This window comes from Paenibacillus sp. FW126-R14 (assembly GCF_058789495.1).
The window spans coordinates 100,639-120,798 of the sequence record NZ_JBYTBS010000006.1 but is presented as its reverse complement, the minus strand read 5'-3'; the positions used below and the strand labels follow the sequence as shown (position 1 = coordinate 120,798).

Sequence of the window (20,160 nt, the reverse complement as noted above, 5' to 3'; positions counted from 1 at the left end):
TCCTTTGCCCGAAACGTTAATCAGTTTTCTGTTAATGTTTGGACTGGTGTTGTTAAATGGTTTTTTTGTCGCAGCTGAATTCGCGATGGTTAAAGTAAGAGGTAGTCGAATTGATTCGCTTGTGGGGGAAGGCCGCCGTAATGCGAAATTTGCACAAGGAATCATGAACAATCTCGATGCGTACTTAGGTGCTTGTCAGCTCGGGATTACACTTACTTCGTTGGGACTTGGTTATGTCGGGGAGCCGACGTTCGCTAAAATTTTGGAACCGCTATTCGCTCCGCTGCATTTACCAGATTCGGTGTTCCACACGATTACCTTTATTATTGCCTTTTCTTTGATGACTACTTTGCATATTACATTGGGTGAGCAGTTCCCCAAAACGTATGCCATTCGTAAAGCCGAGCAGATTACATTGCTTTCTGCAGGCCCTATGGTCTTATTTTACAAAATCATGTACCCTTTTATTTGGTTGTTAAACGGAATATCGAACTGGATGCTCCGCCGCGCCGGCATCGAACCGACGACTGAGCATGAATCGGCGCACACCGAGGATGAAATTCGAGTCCTCATGAAAGAAAGCCACAAAAATGGATTTATAGATAACACAGAGCTAACGCTTGTTGATAATATATTCGGATTTGCCGAGACGACAGCTCGGGAGATTATGATTCCAAGAACCGAGATGGAATGTTTGTATGCAGGGCTTTCCTTTTCGGAAAATCTGGCGATTGCGATAAAAGAAATGCGTACGCGCTATCCGGTCTGCGATCCGGACAAAGACAATATCATTGGCTTCGTCCATATCAAGGATTTGCTTAAGCCGGATGCCAACCTGAAAGGAATCAAGAAAATTATTCGCCCGATCACGACGGTGCCGGATTCCATTCATATTAGCGATTTGCTTAAAATGATGCAGAAAAGGAAGAGCCAAATGGCCCTCCTTATCGATGAGTACGGCGGCACCTCGGGACTTGTGACTTTGGAAGATATCATGGAAGAAATCGTAGGCGAGATTCAAGATGAGTTTGACGAAGAACGGCCAACGATTGAGATTAAGGATGAATATACGTATTCCATTGACGGTCTGCTTTTGATCGATGAAGTGAATGAATATTTCGGGCTGGATATCGAGTCCGACGACTATGATACGATTGGCGGCTGGATATACTCCCAAACGGAGATTCCGCCAAGCAAAAACCAGCAGGTCAGCTATAATGACGAGTTTTTGTTCATCGTGGAAGAAACGGACCATTTGCGAATTTCGCGACTGATCGTTAGAAAAATGACGGAACAAGACGAGATTTTGCAGCAGAATATCTCTTGAAAGTGAATGAGGGGCTGTCCCAGTCATTACTATGACATATGGGGCGGCCCTTTGTGTCGTTTTTCGTGATTATACAAATTTAGGATGGTCGCCAGGGCACAAAACGTGTACAATATAAGCAACGATGATGATAGGAAACGAGGTCTGACGGATGAATAGTACGAACAGCATTGATCCTAGAGTTCTGAAGGAGCTGCTGCAGCTTCAGCTGATGAACAAAATAAGTTTGTTATCCGGGGATACGGATTCGGCAAGTACGGACGATTCCAGCGACTTCAGCTCCATATTGAACACGTTGATGGGACAGGCTTCCGGAGCCGGTCTTGACGCTCAGTCTTTGAGCAATCTAACGGCGAATAGCGTTCCAAGCTCCTTGGCCGCTTTGAATAAAGGCTACACGCCTCTCCAAACGTGGAATCAATCTGCTTCCGCAGCACAGTTTGACAGCTTGATTCAAGAGGCTAGCGCTAAGTACGGGGTAGATCAGTCGTTGGTGAAAGCGGTCATTCAACAAGAATCCAGCTTTAACCATCAGGCGGTGTCTCCAGCGGGCGCCAAAGGCTTGATGCAGCTCATGGACGGAACCGGGCAAGGCTATGGCGTGACGAATCCGTTTGATCCGCGGCAAAATGTGGATGCAGGCACGCACTTCCTAAGTAGTTTGCTTCAGAAGTACAACGGTAACGAAGGCGTTGCTCTAGCGGCATACAATGCAGGGCCTGGACGCGTTGACCGCTTAGGCATCAAGAACGATCAAGATTTATCTAACAAACTACATTTATTGCCTAAGGAAACACAAGCGTATGTCTCCCAGGTTTTAGGTCATAAGGTGAAATTTTCACTGTAGGTGACGATTTCAAGGAGCTGATTTTCGCATGAATCATGCGGGGATCGGCTTTTTGCGTTTCAGTGCAAGCTTGAGTTATGCCCTGTTTTAGGCTTTAATGATGGAAGGAAATGATTATGAGTAGCGCGACAGCAGGGCGTGGAAAAAGGGGAATCAGCAAGAACATGCTATATTTGGACTGCGCGGCGACCACACCGCCTTATGATGAAGTCATTGACACAATAGCTGAAGTAATGAGAACGCACTATGGGAACCCATCCTCGATCCATGGTTTGGGTGTCCAAGCGGAAAGACTGCTGCATAGCGCTAAAGAAGTGATAGCTGGAGCTTTAGGCGTTCAGCCTGCCAATATTATCTGTACGTCCGGCGGAACGGAAAGCAACAATCTGGCCATCCGCGGCACTGCCTATGCCTATCAGAATCGGGGCAAGCACCTCATTACAACACAAATCGAACATCCCTCGGTGAAAGAGGTTTTTCTCGGGCTGGAGCGTGAAGGCTTTCGCGTCACCTATTTGCCTGTGAATCCAAAGGGTTGTTTGGAATTGGAAACACTGCAAGAGGCTTTGTGCGAAGATACGATCCTTGTCAGTGTAATGTATGTAAATAATGAAGTAGGCACGATACAGCCTATTCAAGCGGTTGGCCGGCTGCTTGCCAAATATCCAAAAGCGCTGTTTCATGTAGACGCCGTGCAAGGGGTGGCAAAGCTTCCATTTTCCCCTAAGGAATGGGGAGTTGATCTTTGCAGCGTATCGGCGCATAAGTTCCGCGGTCCTAAGGGCGCCGGCTTTCTGTACCGCAGAGACGGCGTACAGTTGAAGCCTCTGCTCGTTGGGGGCGGACAAGAAGACGGCCTGCGCTCCGGTACGGAAAACGTTCCGCTTATCGTCGGAATGGCCAAAGCGCTGCGGATTTCAATGCACAATTTGGCAGCGAAGCTGGAGCATAAATATCGGCTTAGACGATATCTGGCAGACGGCATTGCAGCGATTCAGGAGCTTACGCTCATGGGATCCGAACGCCATGAAGAAATGGCGCCTCACATCGTCCATTTTGCTTTTACCGGGATGAAAGCGGAGGTCGTCGTTCACGCCTTGGAACAAAGACAGATGTACATTTCAACGAAATCTGCCTGTGCTTCTGACGCAACGGACCCAAGCGAAGTGATGCTGGCTTTAGGGTGCACGCGCGAGCAGGCGGTGAGCGGACTCAGAGTCAGCTTTTCGGATGAGCTGGAGATCGAAGATATGGAACGATTTTTGCACGCGCTGAGGGAGGTCGTGAGAGAACTCTCACCCATGGCAAGCAAATCGTCAATTAAAAGGGGGAAGCAAAGATGAAACCGGATTGTTTAATATTGCGTTTTGGCGAATTGACGCTCAAAGGCAGGAATCGCAAACGTTTTGAGCACAGCGTGATTACGCAGATTCGTAAAGTTTTAGGGGCATTTCCCGATTTGAGGTATATTCCGGAATATGGACGCGTATATGTGGAGCTAGGGGGAGCCGCGTATGAGGAGGCTTCGGCAGCTTTACAACGCGTTTTTGGACTGGCGTCGTTTAGTCCGGCTTATCAGGCTCCGATGGAGGCAGAAGCCATTAAAGAAACTGCGCTGCGCATCGTGCAAAACCTCCCCAAGCAGCCAAAGACGTTTAAGGTGAACGTCCGCAGAGTCAATAAATCATTTCCGCTCGATTCGCAGCAAATGAATTATCTTATCGGAGGCTGCATCCTGGAAGCGTGTCCTGGTCTGCAAGTGGATGTCCGCAATCCGGAAGTGGAGCTGCGCGTCGAAATACGTGAAGACCAAGTCCTCTTGTATGCGGAAGTCATTGAGGGAGCGGGGGGATTCCCGGCGGGCACGAGCGGCAAGGCGCTGTTGATGCTCTCAGGAGGAATTGACAGTCCGGTTGCAGGTTGGTTAGGCATGCGCAAAGGACTTACCCTCGAAGCGATTCACTTTCACAGTTATCCATATACAAGCGAACGCGCGAAGGATAAAGTCATGGATCTGGCTCACCAGCTTTCAGGGTATACGGACTCCATCAAGCTGCATCTCGTACCGTTTACGGATGTACAGACTTCGATTCACCGCGAATATAAGGATAATTTATTAGTCACGCTGATTCGCAGGGCGATGTATCGCATAGCGGAGCAGATCGCCGACCGTGAAGGTTTAAGCGCCTTAGTAACCGGCGAAAGCTTAGGTCAAGTGGCGAGTCAAACGCTGCCAAGCCTGAATGTGATTGGGCGCGTAGTATCCTTGCCGATTTTGCAGCCGCTTATGATGATGGACAAGCAAGAAATTATACGCATTGCCGAAACGATCGGCACGTTCCCGATTTCTATTTTGCCGTATGAGGACTGCTGTTCCCTATTTCTTCCTCCATCCCCAAGCACGAATCCGAACTTGAATATGGTCGAGAGACTCGAGAACGGCATGGACTTTTTGCCCGATTTAATCCGGAAAGCCGTGGAACAGACGGAAACGATTGAAATCGTTCATGGACAAATGAAAAAGGTGGCCGATCAGCATTTCTTCTAACCGGGAGGTTGTTGAGCATGATGGATGCGCTCATTTTGTTTTTGCAAATTATGTTGATCAACATTGTGCTTAGCGGCGATAATGCGGTTGTTATTGCGCTCGCCAGCAAAAATCTCCCCGTGGAACAACGAAAGCTTGCCGTATGGTGGGGGGCATTCGGAGCCATTGCCCTGCGGCTTGTGCTGACGTTAGTGGCGGTTACGCTGCTCGATATCCCCTATATTCAAGCCGGCGGATCCATTTTATTATTCTGGATTGCCATCAAACTGCTGACGGATGATGACAGCCATGCGAATGTGAAGGAAGCTTCGACGCTTGGCAAAGCCATCTGGACGATCATCGTGGCGGATTTCGTCATGAGTTTGGACAATGTGCTGGCCATCGCAGCCAAAGGCAATGGCAATAATACGGTAATTATTCTAGGGATCGGCCTCAGTATCCCGATCATTATTTGGGGAAGCACGCTTGTCATGAATTTGCTTCACAAGTATCCCATTCTTGTCTTATTGGGAGCAGGCATACTCAGCTATACGGCTGGAGAAATGTTTGTAAAAGACGAGAAGATGATTGATTGGTTCCTTCACGATTATGAATTTTTGCATGTTTGGATCCCGATTGTGGCATCCGCGCTCGTCATTGCGATCGGTTTGTCCGTTAAATGGCTGCGATTATTGCAATTAAAAACAACAAGAAACGAATAGAGAAAAGGGAAAACCGCCAAGCTGGAAGTATTCAGCGAAGCGGTTTTATTTTTTATTGGACAGTCAATTGAAACTTTTTTCCAATTTTGTCGTCTAGATATGAGATAGAATAGGAGGGAGTTGCACGAGTGAAATCCAGATTATGTCTTACAATATCGTCTCGGCTTACTTATTTGATTGGCGCAATTCTACTGTTCGTATGGATGCAATGCGCCGGGCCCTTCCTTGGCACTGCTCGGGCAGAAGAGGCAGCGAATATTGAAATTGAATCCCAAATTGGCTTTGGGGCTTCCAACGTGAAGCAGGGGAAATGGTCCCCGGTTACAATGACGCTCCGCAACCAAGGCGGAGATGTGTCCGGCGATCTTGTCATTCAGGTGGCGAATCCCAATCGAAGTAAAGATTTTAGCTATGTCCAGCATGTCGAGCTTCCCAAAGGCAGCGTCAAAGTCGTGACCATGCTCTTACCCGGCAATGCATATACGAAAAGCAATAATCGAATAACGTTTTACGAAAAATCGCAAAAAAACGGAAAGAAAATAGCGCTCGCTGGCAATGCCTACTTGGAGGCGTTCAGCTTGCCGAAGGAAACTGTGCAGGTCGGTGTGTTAGCCCGGGACGTGGATACGATGAACTTCTTAACACTCCTGAACCAGTCCGGCAAGAATGTGAATGTTATTCATCTGAAGCAAGAAGAAATTCCCAAAGAATCGCTGGGCTTAGATAGTCTTGATGTGCTTGCGATTAATGATTTTGCCTCGGATACACTGACGAAGGAGCAAGTACAAGCCATCCAATTGTGGACGCAAAGGGGAGGCAATCTCCTCTTGGCAGGCGGTGCGGGCTATCCGAAAACAGCTGCTCCTTTTACGAAAGAATCGCCGGTTATTTATGAGGGAACAGCCTCGGTCAAGGAGCTCCCGCAGGTTGAAAAGATAGGGGAGAAGGAGCTTGTATTCCCACAGCCGTTCACGCTATCTCAAGGCAAGCTGGCGGGGGGAGCGGAAACGATCATATCCGAGGGTACGCTTCCCGTATTTGCGCGCAGCGCCTATGGGAGCGGGATCGTCACCTATGCGGCCTACGATTTATCGTTGAACCCGCTTGCCTCGTGGAACGGAAATCAGCGGCTATGGGAGCAGATCCTGGCCGGGGCGATCGAGTCGGCGCATGCGAACAATGCGAATCAGATGAGATTCGGGAATGATCCTTTTTGGGAAATGGACCGCGCTCTCGAATATTTCCCGGCTTTACAGCCGCCTAAGCTGCCAATACTTGCACTTGTCTTGCTGTTGTACGCCATTCTTGTCGGACCGCTGTTGTATGTAGTCTTGAAGCGGCTGGACCGCAGAGAATGGGCTTGGTTTGTAATTCCGGTAGCGGCTATTGTGACCAGCATCGGTGTATTTCAGTTCGGAGCGAGCAATCGCGGAAGCATGATGGCGCAATCGTTGTCGACCGTAACGCTGAACGGTACAGGTTCGGGCGTGAAACAATCCGCCGTATCCGTATTTCTTCCAAAGGGCGGCGATCTGGAGCTTAAACTTGCAGGCAAGCCGGTTGTTTCTCCGCTGCTGCGCTCCGGTGTCTACCCGTCCTTGCTGCTGCATGACCAAAGTGAGCTTGTCATCAGAAACGATCTCGATGCGGCAATTGTTCGGCTGCAGGGCATTCCATACTCTTCCATCAGCAAACTGGCCATAATGGAAGAGCAATTAGTTTCTTTTGGCAAGATTGATTACAGTATTACAGAGCTGTCTGCGAAGGGAGCCAAAGGCCAGATTACAAACAACACAACCAAAGAGCTGAAAGATGCAGCGGTACTGATCAATCAATCGTATGTCAAAATCGGCAACGTTCCGGCCGGCGCTTCCGCGAGCTTCGATACGGCAGGCGGATTCGGGATGACGAACGGATTTGATATTCCGCAGCTTGCTTTTCCATATGGGACGAACAACAACATCGATGTTAATTTGCATCAGCGATCGCTGTTAACCGGCCATTTGAATCAAAAGGCGAACTTCTCAGGGGGGATTACGCCAATGATTATCGGGTGGATGAAAGATCAAACGTCCTTCCCGCTCACATCGGGCGGAAGCATACCGACAGAGCAGTTGACACTGGTTTCCCAAGAAATGAAGATCAACTATGTGACGCCGGAGGGTAAAATCGTCATTCCAAGTACGGCGCTTGTACCGGCATTCATCGATAATCATTTGAAAATGAGCGCGATTCAATTCCAGAATGGTCCTTTCATGCAAATGGGAAGCGGCGATGTGACACTGGACTATCAACTTCCGGCCCTGGCGGGAGCGAGTTATCTAACCATGGAAATGACCGGCGATCCCAACCCGGATGTAACCACGGAGCTATGGAATTCGGAGACGAAAGCATGGGAAGCGGTCACGCTCAAATCATATCAAACTTGGGAGGGAGACAAACTGCAGCCTTATCTCGTAGAAGGAAAGTCGATTCGAATGAAAGTGACGACGGTTCAAAATAACACGATGTTCCGAATCCCCGCCGTTTCCTTGGAAGGGGTTGTAAAACGATGATTAGCATTACGGAATTGACGAAAAAGTACGGGAACTTTACAGCTCTCGATTCGCTGACGATGGACATTGACAAAGGGACGGTTTTTGGCTTTGTGGGTCCGAACGGAGCGGGCAAAACGACCACGATGTCCATCCTTGCCACGCTGTTAAATCCAACCTCGGGCACAGCCAAGGTCGGCGGCTACGACGTTACGGAGAAGCCGAAAGAGGTACGTAAGCTGATTGGCTACATGCCTGATTTTTTTGGAGTTTATGACAATTTCAAAACAACGGAATACTTGGATTTTTACGGAGCGAGCTATGGCATTCCAAGAGCGGATAGGTTGAAGCTGATTCCGCAACTGCTGGACCTTGTCAATTTATCGGAAAAAGCTGACTTCTATGTGGATTCGTTGTCAAGAGGCATGAAGCAGCGGCTTTGTTTGGCCAGATGCTTGGTTCATGAACCGGAAGTGCTGATTCTGGACGAACCGGCATCGGGATTAGACCCGCGGGCGCGGATTGAAATGAGAGAAATTTTGAAAGAGCTCAAGGCGATGGGGAAAACGATCATTATTTCCTCGCACATTTTACCGGAGCTGGCCGAGATGGTGGATGAAATCGGGGTCATCGAATACGGAAAGCTGATCGCCAAAGGGAAAGTAGCCCAGATCCAAAGCCGTATGAAAGCCAATCGCGTGCTGCAAATCCGCATGGCAAGCAGAATGGAAGAGGCTTTGATTTACTTGCGGCAGCAGCAGCATGTCACGATGGCGATGCAAGATGAGAAAGGGCTGCATGTTCACTTTGGCGGGGCGGATGAAGATCAGTCTGAACTGCTTGCACGCCTTGTGAGAGAAGGGTTTCCGCTCCTTTCGTTCAGCGAAGCCTTGACGAATTTGGAAGATGTGTTCCTGGAAATTACGAAAGGAGGCGGCGCACACGATGAACAGCAAGTTAAACTGGATTAATCCCGTTCTGGAAAAAGAGTTCAGACTGCGCATGCGGACCGTTCGCTCACCGCTTTCAATTCTGGCCTATCTCCTGGCTATCGGCCTGATTGCGCTCGGATTCGCTTATATTAACATGAGCCATCTCCAGGCTGGCGTACTGAGTACGGAAAGAAGCAGTGAATTATTTTATTTTCTCAGCGGCACGCAGCTTGTGCTGATCGCGTTTATGACGCCGGGCCTGACGGCTGGGGTTGTGAGCGGCGAGCGTGAAAAGCAAACGTTAAACATGCTGTTGACGACGCAGCAAAGCTCGGGAACGATTATTCTCAGCAAACTGTTCGCTTCGCTTAGTTTTATGTTGTTAACAGTCGTGGCGACAATGCCGCTCTACAGTATTGTTTTCCTATACGGGGGAGTTTCGCCTAAACAAGTTCTTGCGGTATTTGTGTTCTATGTTTTCGTGATGGTGCTCTTTGGAGCGGTCGGGATTTTCTTTTCCACGATGTTGAAGAAAACGGTGATCTCCGTCATTGCTACATACGGGTTCGTATTGTTTGTTTTTGGATTTACTGCGCTGGCAGGATTGTTTTTCAGCAACATCGGAAGAGCGGGAACGAATGAAGAAGTGCTTGGTTATTTTTTGAGCTTTAATCCTATGGCTGTTCTTGTCTCGCTGATGGTTCCTGATTTTTCCAAACAAGTATTTAAAGGACACACCTACCTGCAAATGTGGCATATATTTATTGCCTCCTACACGCTGCTCTCCATTGTACTGATTTGGCTTAGCGTGAGATATTTGCGCCCCATTATGAAAAGAAAGTCATAACAAAGTTAAGAAAGGAGCTGTCCCGATATGAAATTCTCATCGCTGGATGAGCTGCTGCTCCCGGTCAAACGGCGTTTGTTGCAAGTAAAAGGAATGGCATTTATGCTGCGCAGTTTGATCGTCGGGCTTGGGCTTGCTTGTTTGTGGATGGGGCTGGGACGCTTATTTCTAATGAACGGATACCGGCTTGGCGCGATGATTAGCTTGTCGGCAGCGTTAGTCTGCGGAGGTATTTGGCTATTCGTCCGGCGTCCGAATGTTCTTGACGCGGCGAAGCTGCTCGATGCAAACGGCTTGGAAGATCGAATAACGACGGCGCTGCTCTATAAAGGGCAAGCTTCACCGATGGCTGAACTGCAAAGGCAGGATGCGCTGGAAAAAGGAGCCTATTTCGTTGAAACGCAGTTACATCATATCGTTCGGCCGCGTGTAGGGAGAAAGAAATGGCTAGCCGGCGGAAGTTTATTAGCGGCGTTAGTGCTCTTTCTGCTTGTGCCCAACTCGCATGATGCGATTTTGAAACAGGCCGCAAAAGACAAGGCTTGGGTGCAAAATCAGAAGGAGCAGGCAGATGAGCTCCTGAATCAATGGCAAGCCAAGCCGTCTCCGCTTCCGGCCATGAAGCAAATGACGGAGGATTTGAAGGAATTGGAGCGCAGACTGGGGCAAGCCCCAACATCGGCAAAAGCGTTGGACGAATTGGAAAAAGCGCTGAAAAAGATGGAAGCAGGCATAAGCGAGCTGGAGAAGCAGAAGCAGCGCTCGGAGCAGTGGGCGGAGTCGATGCAGCGGACACAAGCGCTTCGCGAGCTGGGCAAGGCGCTTCAGCAGCGGAGCCCGGAAGGCATCCGGCGCGAGGCTGCGAAGCTGAGCGAGCAAGTGCAGCAGCTGACGCCGGAGCAGAAGCAGCTCCTCGCCAGCGAGCTTGAGCGGCTCGCGGCATCCGCAGCAGCCGCATCGCCGGAAGCGGAGCTCCTCCTCCGCGAGCAGCTCCAACAGGCCGCAGGCGCGCTGCGCAGCGGCGAGGATGCTGCTCCGCAGCTGAGCCGGCTGCAGGCTGGCCTGACGGCTGCCAGCGCTGCGCAGCAAGCTCTGGAGCAGCAGCAGGCGCAGGCCGCGGAGGCGGCCGCCAGCCTTGCCGCCGGTGCGCTGCCGCAAGCGCGCGAGCTTGCCGCGAGCGGGGCGCAGCCGGGGCAGGCGTGGGCGCCCGGGGGCCGCGCGGAGCAGCTGGCCGCGGCCGGAAGCGGCGCGGCGGCGAACGCTGGCGCAGCGCCGAGCGCAGGCGCCGCAGGCCAGGGCCAGAGCGGGGCAGCCGCAGGCGCCGGCGCGCAGGGAAGCGGCGCTGCAGGCAGCGGGGCCGGAGGAGGAGCCGGCGCTGTGGGCGGAGCCAGCGGCACGCAGGGCGGCACCGGCGCGGGCTCGCGCGGGCTTGTGACGACGCCGCGCGAACGGTCGGGCACCGGGGGGACGTTCGTCGACGGCGGTCCTACGGCCGGCAGCGGCGGTGAAGTGAGCCAAGGCGGCTCTGCGCCTGCCATAGACGGGGCTTCACGACCTTACGAGGATGTGTATGCCGATTATGCAGCGGAGGCTTCGAGTGCGCTGAATCGTTCCGAGCTGCCTCAGCATATGCAGAATTTGGTTCGCGATTATTTTCTGGAAATTCAACCACAACGGTAATGAAGATACGGATTCTGGAGGGAGAACGGAAGCGGATGGTCGAATCGAAAGGGCAATTAGAAGCATGGGGGGCGGCAGTTTCCCGGATGAAAGAGCAAATAGGCCGTGTCATCGTCGGACAGGAGGAGGTCGTTGAGCAGCTGCTTTGGTGCATATTCGCCGGGGGACATGCTCTGCTGGAGGGCATACCGGGTCTCGGCAAAACGATGCTCGTGAAAACGATCGCGGACACGGTTGACCTTAGTTTTACGCGGATTCAATTCACGCCTGATTTGATGCCGGCGGATATGACGGGGACCAATGTCATTCAGTTTGGCACTCAGGGAGAAACCTCCTATAAGTTCCAAAAAGGACCCTTATTTGGTCATGTCGTACTCGCCGATGAAATCAACCGTGCGACACCGAAGACGCAGAGCGCTCTGCTCGAAGCCATGCAGGAGAAGACAATTACCGTGGGCTCGGAAACGCACCGTCTGCCCTCTCCTTTCTTTGTGTTGGCTACGCAAAATCCGTTGGAGCAGGAGGGGACGTACCCGCTGCCGGAAGCGCAATTGGACCGGTTTTTGCTTAAAATTCATGTCACCTATCCGACGAAAGAGGAACTGAAACAAATTGTGCTGCGCACCACTTCGGCACACAGCCTCCAAGCGGAGAAAGTGGCGGATGGCGCCTTGATTCAAGAAATTCAGCAAGGATTGAAAGAGATTTTAGTTGCCGAGGAGATGTTGGATTATGCGGTGCAATTGCTGATGAACACACATCCCGAAGAGCTGACTGCTCCCGTGGAGGTTAAACAATATGTGCGCTTCGGTTCAGGGCCTCGCGGGGTTCAGGCGATGATCGCGGCAGCGAAAGTACGGGCATTTCTGGCCGGGCGTTTTCACGTTTCCAAACAAGACCTTCATGCCGTAGCCTTACCGGCATTAAGGCACCGCTTGTTTCTCAACTTCGAAGGACAGGCGATGGGGATATCGCCCGACAGCATCATCGCCGCTATTATCAGCTCGATGGAGCGGAGCCGATGAGCAGCGGAGGGCATCTGCTCGATCCAGCCCTGATGCGCCGTCTGGATCAATTAAGCATTGCCGCGAAAAACAGAATCAGAGGAACGATGCAGGGAAGAAGGCGCTCCAAGGACTTGGGAACTTCGCTTGAGTTTGCGGATTACCGGCTGTATTCCCCCGGAGATGATACGCGCCAATTGGATTGGCATGCTTATGGCAGAACCGGCAAGCCGTTCATCAAGCTTTTTATGGACGAACAGGAGCTTCTGGTCAACCTGTGGTTAGATGCGTCCGCTTCGATGGATTTTGGCCGGGTAGAGGGTACTGCTCCTGTTCGTTGTTCCAAATGGGAGTACGCCAGGCAGCTCGCTGCCGGCATCGGATATTTGTCCTTGAACCGCTATGATCGCGTAAGCGCCGCTGCGTTCACGACGCAAATAACAAAGCAGATGAGGCTTCTCCGCGGCAAAGGAAGCTCTCACCGGCTTTTCGAATTTCTGGAGAAATGTCATCCGTCAGGAGCGGGCGATATGGGTGCGGTGTTCCGGAATCCGGCCGTTTTGCCTCGTCAAGCAGGAATGACGTGGGTGTTTTCAGACTTTTTGTATGAGGACGGGATTGAGGAAGCTTTAAAATACATACAAGCGGCCAAACAGGAAGTCGTTGCCGTCCAAGTGCTTGCTCCCGAGGAACTGGATCCAAAGCTCTCAGGCGAGTTGCGGCTCATTGACAGTGAGTCCAAAGCGGCGAGGGAAGTGGCGATGAGCAGTAAAGTGCTGCAAGCCTACAGAGAGGCTGCAGTGCAGCATACGCAAACGCTGAGAGCTTTCTGTCATGGACGCGGAATTACGTATTTGCTGGCTGTAACCGATGTTTCGCCGGGAGACTTTCTACTCGGAGAGCTTCGGCGCAGCGGCTTGGTCCGCTAGTAACGTTATTTCTGTGCTGCTTGCACCCGGCGAGCTTGCCAAAAGCTCCAGCCGTAAATAAGCAGAAAGACAAGAATAAGCACCGTTGAGAAACGGTACATGAGGGCGTAGCTGCCGCTAAAGTTGGCCAGCGCCCCCAGAACCATGGCGCCAAGTCCTATGCCTAAGTCATTGGCTGAGAAGAAGGTTCCGTTCGCTGCGCCGCGCCGGTTTGGGGCTGCACGCGCAATCGTCCACGCCTGCAGAGCAGGCTGTATGGAGCCAAAGCCGATGCCGTAACAAAGCGCGGCCATTGCCAGACTAAGCTCTGAATGTGCATAGGAGAGCAAGAACAGTCCGGTTATCGTGAATAACGCGCCGGGGAGCAGCACCCATTCAGGCCCTTTCCGATCAAATAGCACGCCTGTTACCGGTCTCACGATGAGTACCATGGAAGCATTGCAAAGGAAAAACCAACCGACATTCGAAATGCCGGCTTCATGGCCGAACAGGGTAATAAAAGTTACAATCCCTCCGTAACAAATAGCGGTGAACAGCAATAATGCGGAAGGGAGCAAGGCCGTCCGTTCCCACAAACGGTCCATGAGCTTCGGACGTTGAGCCGGTTTTTCGAGACGTACAGAATTCGTATATGGAATAAAGAGAGAGCTGAATAAGGATAGCAAGGCCAAAATCGTGGATAGCAGCAATACGCGGTGGAATCCGTACTGCTGCAAGATCCATAGTCCGGTAAGCGGAGCGAGAGCCATCGCAAAGGTGTTGGATAATCCGTAGTAGCCCATTCCTTCCCCGCGTCGCTCGGGCGGAATGATATCTGCGATGACCGTTCCTAATGACGTTGTGGATATGCCCCAACCGATGCCGTGGACGAACCGGGCCGCAAGAATGAGTGTAATGGCAGCCATATACGAATAACCGGCTATCGTAAGCGTACAAATTGCCAATCCCACAAGGAGCACATGCTTTCGCCCCAACAGATCGAGTGCTCGTCCGGCAAAAGGTCGGGTGAGCAGCGACGAAATGGTAAAGATACCGATAACGAGTCCGACTTGCACGTCATTTCCCCCTAACTGCGAGATATGCGTAGGGATGGTCGGGATCAACATTTGAAAACTAAAAAAAAGCAGCAAATTGGACAATGACGTGATGAGAAAAGCTTTGGTCCAAAGCGGTTTCTGATATTTCTTTTCACTTCCCGATAAAGATTTCATGTGACCTCCTAAGTTGGACATAGGCAAACCTGTTAGCCAGGGGAAAATCGGACTGCACGCCATTAAGTATGCCCAAAGATCAGCATTTGAACGCGGGCGTCATGCTGACGGTCATTGCTTCGGAAAGGAGGGTCTTTCATGCACTTCGCAACATTAAGCGGGCTATGGTTCTCGCTTTCCATACCTTTCATCTTGCTGCTGTATATGTTGAAACGCCGATATCTCGATACCGAGATATCCAGCCATATGCTGTGGCGGCGCGTACTCCGCGAGCAGGAGGCCAATCAGCCTTGGCAGCGCCTCAAACGCCAATTATTGCTGCTGCTTCAGCTGCTGGCGGCCTCCTTGCTCGTGCTGGCCTTGATGCAGCCTTATATCCGGGGGCACCAAACGGCGAAATCTCATGTTTTCTTCGTCCTTGATGCGTCGGCAAGCATGCAAACGTTAACGAATCAAGGCTCAACCAGATTGGAGCAAGCCAAAGCGGATATTTTGTCCTATGTACGCGATGAAGCATCAAACCGCACCTATTCGCTTATGGTCATCAAGGATCAGCCTGAGCTGCTTTTGCAAAAGGAGCCGGCTCTGCCAGCGCTTCGGGCCGCATTGGATAAGGTAACCCCTTTCTATGGAAGGACGAATGTACAGGAATCCCTGTCCTTGGCTTCCGCACTAACCCGCGAAGAGTCCGATGGGGAAGTGCGCATCTATACGGACAGCCAGTGGTTCGAGAAAGTGGAGGAAATCGTTTTTACAGTTCCTGTTGCCATCGTAAACGTACAGGGGACAGGAGCAAACCTTCCGCCATCTATAGAGGACGCAGCCCTTAACGTATCCATATCCCAATTCGGCGTAAAAAACAGTGAGACGGAGAGCAGAGCTGTCGCTGTGCTGAAAAATTGGGGGGCGGTAAGCACTGCTGTGGAAACCAAGCTTTATGCGGATTCGCAGGCCGTTCGTACAGATACGCTGCAGCTAAAGGCCGGCGAACAAAAGTCGATTTATTTTGAAAAGTTGGCAAGCAGCCAGGTGTACAAGCTTCAGATTGTGACGAAGGATGCTTTGGAGGCCGATAATACGGCCTATGCTTTTTCGGAAGAAACAGGGCGAACGCAAATTGCGTATGTGGGGGAAGGCAGTCTTTTTCTTCAAAAAGCACTCATGTTGGCCAAAGCGGACGTCCTTCACATTCAAAAGAGCGGGGACGGTACTTATCCGCCGCCAATTGGGCGGTCTCCCCATCTCATCATTTTGGACGGTGTGGATGAAGCGGGCTTGGCGACGAAAGAATGGCGGGATATTCTCGCCTCCAAACCCATATGGCGCTTTGCTTCTTCAGAATCGGCTAAAGCGGTGACGCTCAAAAATCCCTATACGATCGAGGATCATCCGATTATGCGCTATATTCGTTTGCAGGATGTCAATATTGCACAGTCTCAGAGCAGAACTGCTCTTCCATGGGAGAAAGCGATCGTCTCCTCATCCGGAATTCCGTTGATCTTGGCAGGTACGGAGGATGGCGTTCCAAGACTGTCCTTCACTTTTCCGCTGGATCAATCGGATCTGGCACTGCGGTCGGAATTTCCCATTCTTGTGCAAAATGCCGTGGCCTGGCTAACCCAGCATCAAGGAGGTAATCTTGGCCGCGTTACAGCAGGCGAACGGATTGACGTGTCTCTTCATCCTCAGGCGGTGAAAGCGGTTTGGACCACGGATCCAGAGGAGGATTCCGGGGAACCGGCAGAGCGAAACGGCAATGCGCTGGCTTCCAGGCAAACGGTTCCCAAGCTGCCGGGACTGTACACGTTTAAGGAGTTTGACGAAGGAGGGCATGTGGTTGGGGCGCGTTTGTTGGAAGCGGTGATGGATGCAAGGGAATCCAATGTGAATGCATTTAGCGAAAGCAAGCTGAGCTACAAGCCAAATCCTGAAGTGCTGGCTGTGACCGATAAGGGAAATGACTCCGGCGCAGCAGTTGCTTCGCTAGTTCCTTGGATCGTGATGGTGTTAATGATGCTGCTTGTGACGGAATGGGAGGTGTACCGGCGTGGGCATTCAGTTTGAGCATTCGCTTGTGCTGCTCTTGCTTCTGCTTTTGCCAGCCTACCTCTGGTGGCTTTGGAGAACGCTGCACAGGCTGCAAGGGACGAGAAAAAGAGTCGTCGCCACACTGCGCGCCGCTGTGCTGCTCCTTTTGGTGTTGGTGCTGGCTGGCGCTCAGCTGTTTAGAAGTCCGAATCTTAAGAGCGTTGTGTTTGTCGTCGATCGCTCCGACAGTGTGAAGGAAGAAGCCAAAGAGGCGCAGTGGATCAGGGATGCCGTAAAGGCGCGCACGTCCGGACAGGACGAAGCCGGTGTCGTTTCGCTGGCACTTCAGGCTTCGATTGAAAAACCGCTCGATGCCAGGGACATGGACAGTTTTCAATTCGCCGCCAAAGCTAACCCGCAGTTTACGAACGTGGCCTCAGGCCTGCAGTTGGCTTACGGCTTGCTCGGACAAGGAAATGCCGGGCGCATTGTCCTCATGTCGGACGGCGAAGAAAATGTCGGCGATATGCTGCGCCAAGGAAAACTGCTGCGCGATCGCGGGATTCAGGTGGATATCGTTCCGCTTGCCGGCAAAGAACGCAAGGATGCAGCGGTCGAAGCCGTGCGCGTTCCCGATAAGCTTTTTCAAGCCGAAGCCTACACAATCGAAGTCGTCATTCGTTCCACGCATTCCGGACCGGCGCAATTGCGGATATTTGAGGACAATCGGGAAATGACGGTAGAATCCCTGGAGCTTGCGAAGGGAGAGAATCGTTTTGCGGTGCAGTCGTTAGCCAAAGAGCCGGGCTTTCATCGCTATCGCGCTGAAGTGTATATGGAAGGCGATGAGCTTTCAGCGAACAATACGCACTATGCTTTCAGCAAGGTCCAAGGTCCGCCGAAGGTGCTTATTGTCGAAGGGAAGGCCGGCACTTCCCAAAATGTGGAGGGCGCGCTGCAAGCTGCTCTGATCCCGTATGAAACGATTCAGCCGGAGCTTCTGTCTAATGATTTCATGTCTTACACAAGCTTTGAGAGCATTATTCTTAACAATGTGGCGGCTACGCAAATCTCTCAGACCAAAATGGAAATGATCGAAAGAGGCGTCCGCGATTATGGCGTTGGACTCGTCATGCTTGGAGGAGATAACAGTTACGGGCTTGGCGGGTACTTCAAGACACCGATCGAGCGTGCGCTGCCTGTTTATATGGATTTGCGCGGCAAGCGGGAAATTCCGTCATTGGGCATTGTACTCGTTATCGATAAATCCGGCAGCATGTCCGGGGAGAAAATGAAGCTGGCGCAAGAAGCGGCATCGCGGACCGTGGACCTTCTAAGGGACAAAGATACGCTGGGCGTGCTTGGTTTCGATGCCTCGCCCAATTGGTATGTGGAGCCGCAAAAGCTGACTCAGAAGCCGGACGTCATTCAAAAAATCAACGCCATTCCTGCGGACGGCGGTACCGAAATTTATACGGCGGTAGAAGAGGCGTTTAAGAAGCTCTCGAAGGTTGACGCCCAGCGGAAGCATATCATTTTGCTTACGGATGGTCAGTCGGCGACGACGCAAAGCTATGAGACTTTGACCGCTGATATGCAAAAGATGAACATGACCATGTCGACGGTAGCCATTGGTACGGATGCGGATCAAGCTTTGCTGAGCAGGTTGGCGGAGTTGGCGAAGGGCAGATACTACGCTGCGGTGGATCAGACGACGATCCCGGCGATTTTTAGCCGGGAAGCGGTGCTCATTTCCCGTACCTATGTCGTGAATCAGCCGTTCGTTCCTGCCCTGACAGGGGGTTCGGACTGGGCAAGCTTCTTGGGCGGAGGGCTGCCGCAGCTGCAAGGCTATATTGCCGCTACGCCTAAGGAGGCAGCGGAGGTGGTGCTGTCCAGCCCTGAGCCTGATCCGGTTTTAGCGAGATGGCAGTACGGTTCGGGCCGGTCTGTCGCCTGGACGAGCGATATGACAGGCGCCTGGTCCGCGAACTGGGTAACTTGGCCTTCCTTCGCGCAGATGCTGGCCGGCATGGTCAAGTGGACATTCCCGCAATTTCAAGCTTCACCGCTTGAATTGAACGGGCATTTGTCCGGTGACGAGTTGGCGCTTCAGGCAAAGACCGGAGATGCCGAGCCGGACAATACGAGTAGTGGTCAAGCGGAGCTCCGGGCTACGTTGACGGATGAAGCTTTGGGGACACATGAAGTCACCTTTACGTCTACAGCTCCCGGTGAATATTCAGCACAGCTATCTGTGGATAAGTCTGGCGTCTATGTGGCGAAAACCGAACTGCTCGCTCCCGGCAGCGAGCAGGAAGGGGCGGAGCGGCGCGTCATCGGCAGCTCCACGACCGGCTTCGTGATCCCGTATTCCCCGGAATACCGGATCACGGACGGCTCCGGGCTCAGCAGGCTGCAGCAGCTGGCCGAACTGACCGGCGGCCGGATGCTCTCGCTGGAGCATCCGGAGGCCGCCTTCGCCTTCGCTTCCGCCGCGCAGAAGCGGTACACCCCCATCAGCGAGTACCTGCTGATGGCCGCGCTCGCGCTGCTGCTGATGGACATCGCAGCGCGGCGCATTGCCCTTCCGTCCGGCCTGCGGGGCCGGGCGTTATCCCGGCGGGCCGCTGCGGCGGGCCCGCCCTCCGCGGAGACGCCGCTGGCGCGTCTCCGGCAGCGGAAGCAGCTTGCGGAGCACAAGCTGCAGCGCGAGCGCCGGGCCGCCGGCGGCGCTCCTCCGGCTGCGGCGCAGCCAGTGGCTCCGGAGCCTGCTGCGCCGGCGCCTCCTGCGGCAGACTCCGCGCCGCCGGACAGCATGAGCCGTTTGCTGGAAGCGAAACGGCGAGGCCGCAAATAGCCCGCAGGCTAGCATTTTTGAGCCAGTTGCGATAAACTACATGTTGAATGGTGTCGAAACGGACACCGCATTGACAAGTGAAATAGGAGGGAATTCGCATGGCTAGAAATAGCTACTCCATCGGTATCCTGTTAATTGGCCTGGCCGTTTTATTGCTACTCGGGAAATTAGGCGTTTTTCACTTTATTTTTTCCTTTTTCTGGCCGCTTGTTTTGCTTGCTCCGGGACTGCTTTTCCACGTGTTGTACTTCAATCGCACATGGCCGGCCGGCGTGCTCGTGCCTGGCGGCATATTGACGACGTATGGCTTGATGTTTTTTTTCTGCAATATTTTCGGTTGGGGATCCATGAGCTATCTTTGGCCTGGCTTCATCCTCGGCGTCGCCATCGGATTATATGAGCTTCATCTGTTTGACCGCGGGAGTGACCGGGGGGTTTGGATAGGCGCAGTCGTGCTGGGGATCGTTTCCGTTGTATTATTCGGGATCACGCTGCTTGTTAAATTAGGGATATATGTAATCGCTTTGATCCTTGTTGCAATTGGGCTTCTTATGATTTTCCGCAGGAAGAATGTGTGGTAATCCCCGTGTGCCGCATGTAAAAGTTTTATGTTGATTGTCATTTTCCTTGCATAATGTCGAGAAACTGCGTATAATAAACATAAATGTCAAGCGTCGGCGCTTTTGTCCGACGCTTGTTTTATGAACAGAGA

General features: G+C 52.2%; 15 protein-coding genes. 14 read left to right on the top strand and 1 reads right to left on the bottom strand.

The window, feature by feature from the left end:
- Nucleotides 1-34: 34 nt before the first annotated feature.
- The 11 genes from AC3WRW_RS06290 (at nt 35) to AC3WRW_RS06240 (ending at nt 13,349) form a co-directional block, all read left to right on the top strand.
- A complete protein-coding gene (locus tag AC3WRW_RS06290; protein WP_492545491.1) occupies nt 35-1,327 on the top strand; it encodes a hemolysin family protein in 1,293 nt (430 codons plus the stop codon).
- 151 nt (nt 1,328-1,478) lie between these two features.
- Nucleotides 1,479-2,174, top strand: a complete 696-nt coding sequence (locus tag AC3WRW_RS06285) for a lytic transglycosylase domain-containing protein (RefSeq protein WP_492545490.1) — start codon at nt 1,479-1,481, stop codon at nt 2,172-2,174.
- Between the two features lie 116 nt (nt 2,175-2,290).
- Nucleotides 2,291-3,517, top strand: coding sequence for a cysteine desulfurase family protein (locus AC3WRW_RS06280; protein ID WP_492545489.1), 1,227 nt, complete (start codon nt 2,291-2,293; stop codon nt 3,515-3,517).
- Nucleotides 3,514-4,722: a tRNA uracil 4-sulfurtransferase ThiI gene (gene thiI / locus AC3WRW_RS06275; protein ID WP_492545488.1), complete on the top strand. Its 1,209-nt coding sequence runs from the start codon at nt 3,514-3,516 to the stop codon at nt 4,720-4,722. Before AC3WRW_RS06280 ends, thiI begins: the two co-directional genes overlap by 4 nt.
- A gap of 17 nt (nt 4,723-4,739) precedes the next feature.
- Nucleotides 4,740-5,423, top strand: coding sequence for a TerC family protein (locus tag AC3WRW_RS06270; protein WP_492545487.1), 684 nt, complete (start codon nt 4,740-4,742; stop codon nt 5,421-5,423).
- A gap of 128 nt (nt 5,424-5,551) precedes the next feature.
- Nucleotides 5,552-7,978, top strand: coding sequence for a DUF8726 domain-containing protein (locus AC3WRW_RS06265; RefSeq protein WP_492545486.1), 2,427 nt, complete (start codon nt 5,552-5,554; stop codon nt 7,976-7,978).
- Nucleotides 7,975-8,928: an ABC transporter ATP-binding protein gene (locus AC3WRW_RS06260; protein ID WP_492545485.1), complete on the top strand. Its 954-nt coding sequence runs from the start codon at nt 7,975-7,977 to the stop codon at nt 8,926-8,928. The genes AC3WRW_RS06265 and AC3WRW_RS06260 overlap by 4 nt, the downstream gene beginning before the upstream one ends.
- Nucleotides 8,903-9,736, top strand: coding sequence for an ABC transporter permease (locus AC3WRW_RS06255; RefSeq protein WP_492545484.1), 834 nt, complete (start codon nt 8,903-8,905; stop codon nt 9,734-9,736). Before AC3WRW_RS06260 ends, AC3WRW_RS06255 begins: the two co-directional genes overlap by 26 nt.
- 27 nt (nt 9,737-9,763) lie before the next feature.
- Complete coding sequence (locus tag AC3WRW_RS06250) at nt 9,764-11,416, top strand: DUF8809 domain-containing protein (RefSeq protein ID WP_492545483.1); 1,653 nt, start codon at nt 9,764-9,766, stop codon at nt 11,414-11,416.
- A gap of 35 nt (nt 11,417-11,451) precedes the next feature.
- Nucleotides 11,452-12,441 carry an AAA family ATPase gene (locus tag AC3WRW_RS06245; protein WP_492545482.1) on the top strand — a complete coding sequence of 330 codons (990 nt, stop codon included), beginning with the start codon at nt 11,452-11,454 and terminating at the stop codon, nt 12,439-12,441.
- Nucleotides 12,438-13,349, top strand: a complete 912-nt coding sequence (locus AC3WRW_RS06240; protein ID WP_492545481.1) for a DUF58 domain-containing protein — start codon at nt 12,438-12,440, stop codon at nt 13,347-13,349. The genes AC3WRW_RS06245 and AC3WRW_RS06240 overlap by 4 nt, the downstream gene beginning before the upstream one ends.
- A gap of 5 nt (nt 13,350-13,354) precedes the next feature.
- Here AC3WRW_RS06240 and AC3WRW_RS06235 read toward each other — a convergent pair whose 3' ends face one another.
- Nucleotides 13,355-14,560 carry an MFS transporter gene (locus AC3WRW_RS06235; RefSeq protein ID WP_492545480.1) on the bottom strand — a complete coding sequence of 402 codons (1,206 nt, stop codon included), beginning with the start codon at nt 14,558-14,560 and terminating at the stop codon, nt 13,355-13,357.
- A gap of 138 nt (nt 14,561-14,698) precedes the next feature.
- Between AC3WRW_RS06235 and AC3WRW_RS06230 the strand changes: the two genes are divergently transcribed.
- The 3 genes from AC3WRW_RS06230 to AC3WRW_RS06220 all read left to right on the top strand — a co-directional run bounded on the left by AC3WRW_RS06230 (nt 14,699) and on the right by AC3WRW_RS06220 (nt 20,029).
- Nucleotides 14,699-16,624: a vWA domain-containing protein gene (locus tag AC3WRW_RS06230; protein WP_492545479.1), complete on the top strand. Its 1,926-nt coding sequence runs from the start codon at nt 14,699-14,701 to the stop codon at nt 16,622-16,624.
- Nucleotides 16,608-19,448, top strand: coding sequence for a VWA domain-containing protein (locus AC3WRW_RS06225; protein ID WP_492545478.1), 2,841 nt, complete (start codon nt 16,608-16,610; stop codon nt 19,446-19,448). Before AC3WRW_RS06230 ends, AC3WRW_RS06225 begins: the two co-directional genes overlap by 17 nt.
- A 98-nt stretch (nt 19,449-19,546) precedes the next feature.
- A complete protein-coding gene (locus AC3WRW_RS06220; RefSeq protein WP_492545477.1) occupies nt 19,547-20,029 on the top strand; it encodes a LiaF transmembrane domain-containing protein in 483 nt (160 codons plus the stop codon).
- The last annotated feature ends 131 nt before the right edge of the window (nt 20,030-20,160 follow it).

Excerpts from the sequence above, each read along its gene's own strand:
- AC3WRW_RS06290 (WP_492545491.1), top strand. The coding sequence starts at position 35 with ATGTTTGGACTGGTGTTGTTAAATGGTTTTTTTGTCGCAGCTGAATTC.
- AC3WRW_RS06285 (WP_492545490.1), top strand. The coding sequence starts at position 1,479 with ATGAATAGTACGAACAGCATTGATCCTAGAGTTCTGAAGGAGCTGCTG.
- AC3WRW_RS06280 (WP_492545489.1), top strand. The coding sequence starts at position 2,291 with ATGAGTAGCGCGACAGCAGGGCGTGGAAAAAGGGGAATCAGCAAGAAC.
- thiI (WP_492545488.1), top strand. The coding sequence starts at position 3,514 with ATGAAACCGGATTGTTTAATATTGCGTTTTGGCGAATTGACGCTCAAA.
- AC3WRW_RS06270 (WP_492545487.1), top strand. The coding sequence starts at position 4,740 with ATGATGGATGCGCTCATTTTGTTTTTGCAAATTATGTTGATCAACATT.
- AC3WRW_RS06260 (WP_492545485.1), top strand. The coding sequence starts at position 7,975 with ATGATTAGCATTACGGAATTGACGAAAAAGTACGGGAACTTTACAGCT.
- AC3WRW_RS06255 (WP_492545484.1), top strand. The coding sequence starts at position 8,903 with ATGAACAGCAAGTTAAACTGGATTAATCCCGTTCTGGAAAAAGAGTTC.
- AC3WRW_RS06250 (WP_492545483.1), top strand. The coding sequence starts at position 9,764 with ATGAAATTCTCATCGCTGGATGAGCTGCTGCTCCCGGTCAAACGGCGT.
- AC3WRW_RS06245 (WP_492545482.1), top strand. The coding sequence starts at position 11,452 with ATGGTCGAATCGAAAGGGCAATTAGAAGCATGGGGGGCGGCAGTTTCC.
- AC3WRW_RS06240 (WP_492545481.1), top strand. The coding sequence starts at position 12,438 with ATGAGCAGCGGAGGGCATCTGCTCGATCCAGCCCTGATGCGCCGTCTG.
- AC3WRW_RS06235 (WP_492545480.1), bottom strand. The coding sequence starts at position 14,560 with ATGAAATCTTTATCGGGAAGTGAAAAGAAATATCAGAAACCGCTTTGG.
- AC3WRW_RS06230 (WP_492545479.1), top strand. The coding sequence starts at position 14,699 with ATGCACTTCGCAACATTAAGCGGGCTATGGTTCTCGCTTTCCATACCT.
- AC3WRW_RS06220 (WP_492545477.1), top strand. The coding sequence starts at position 19,547 with ATGGCTAGAAATAGCTACTCCATCGGTATCCTGTTAATTGGCCTGGCC.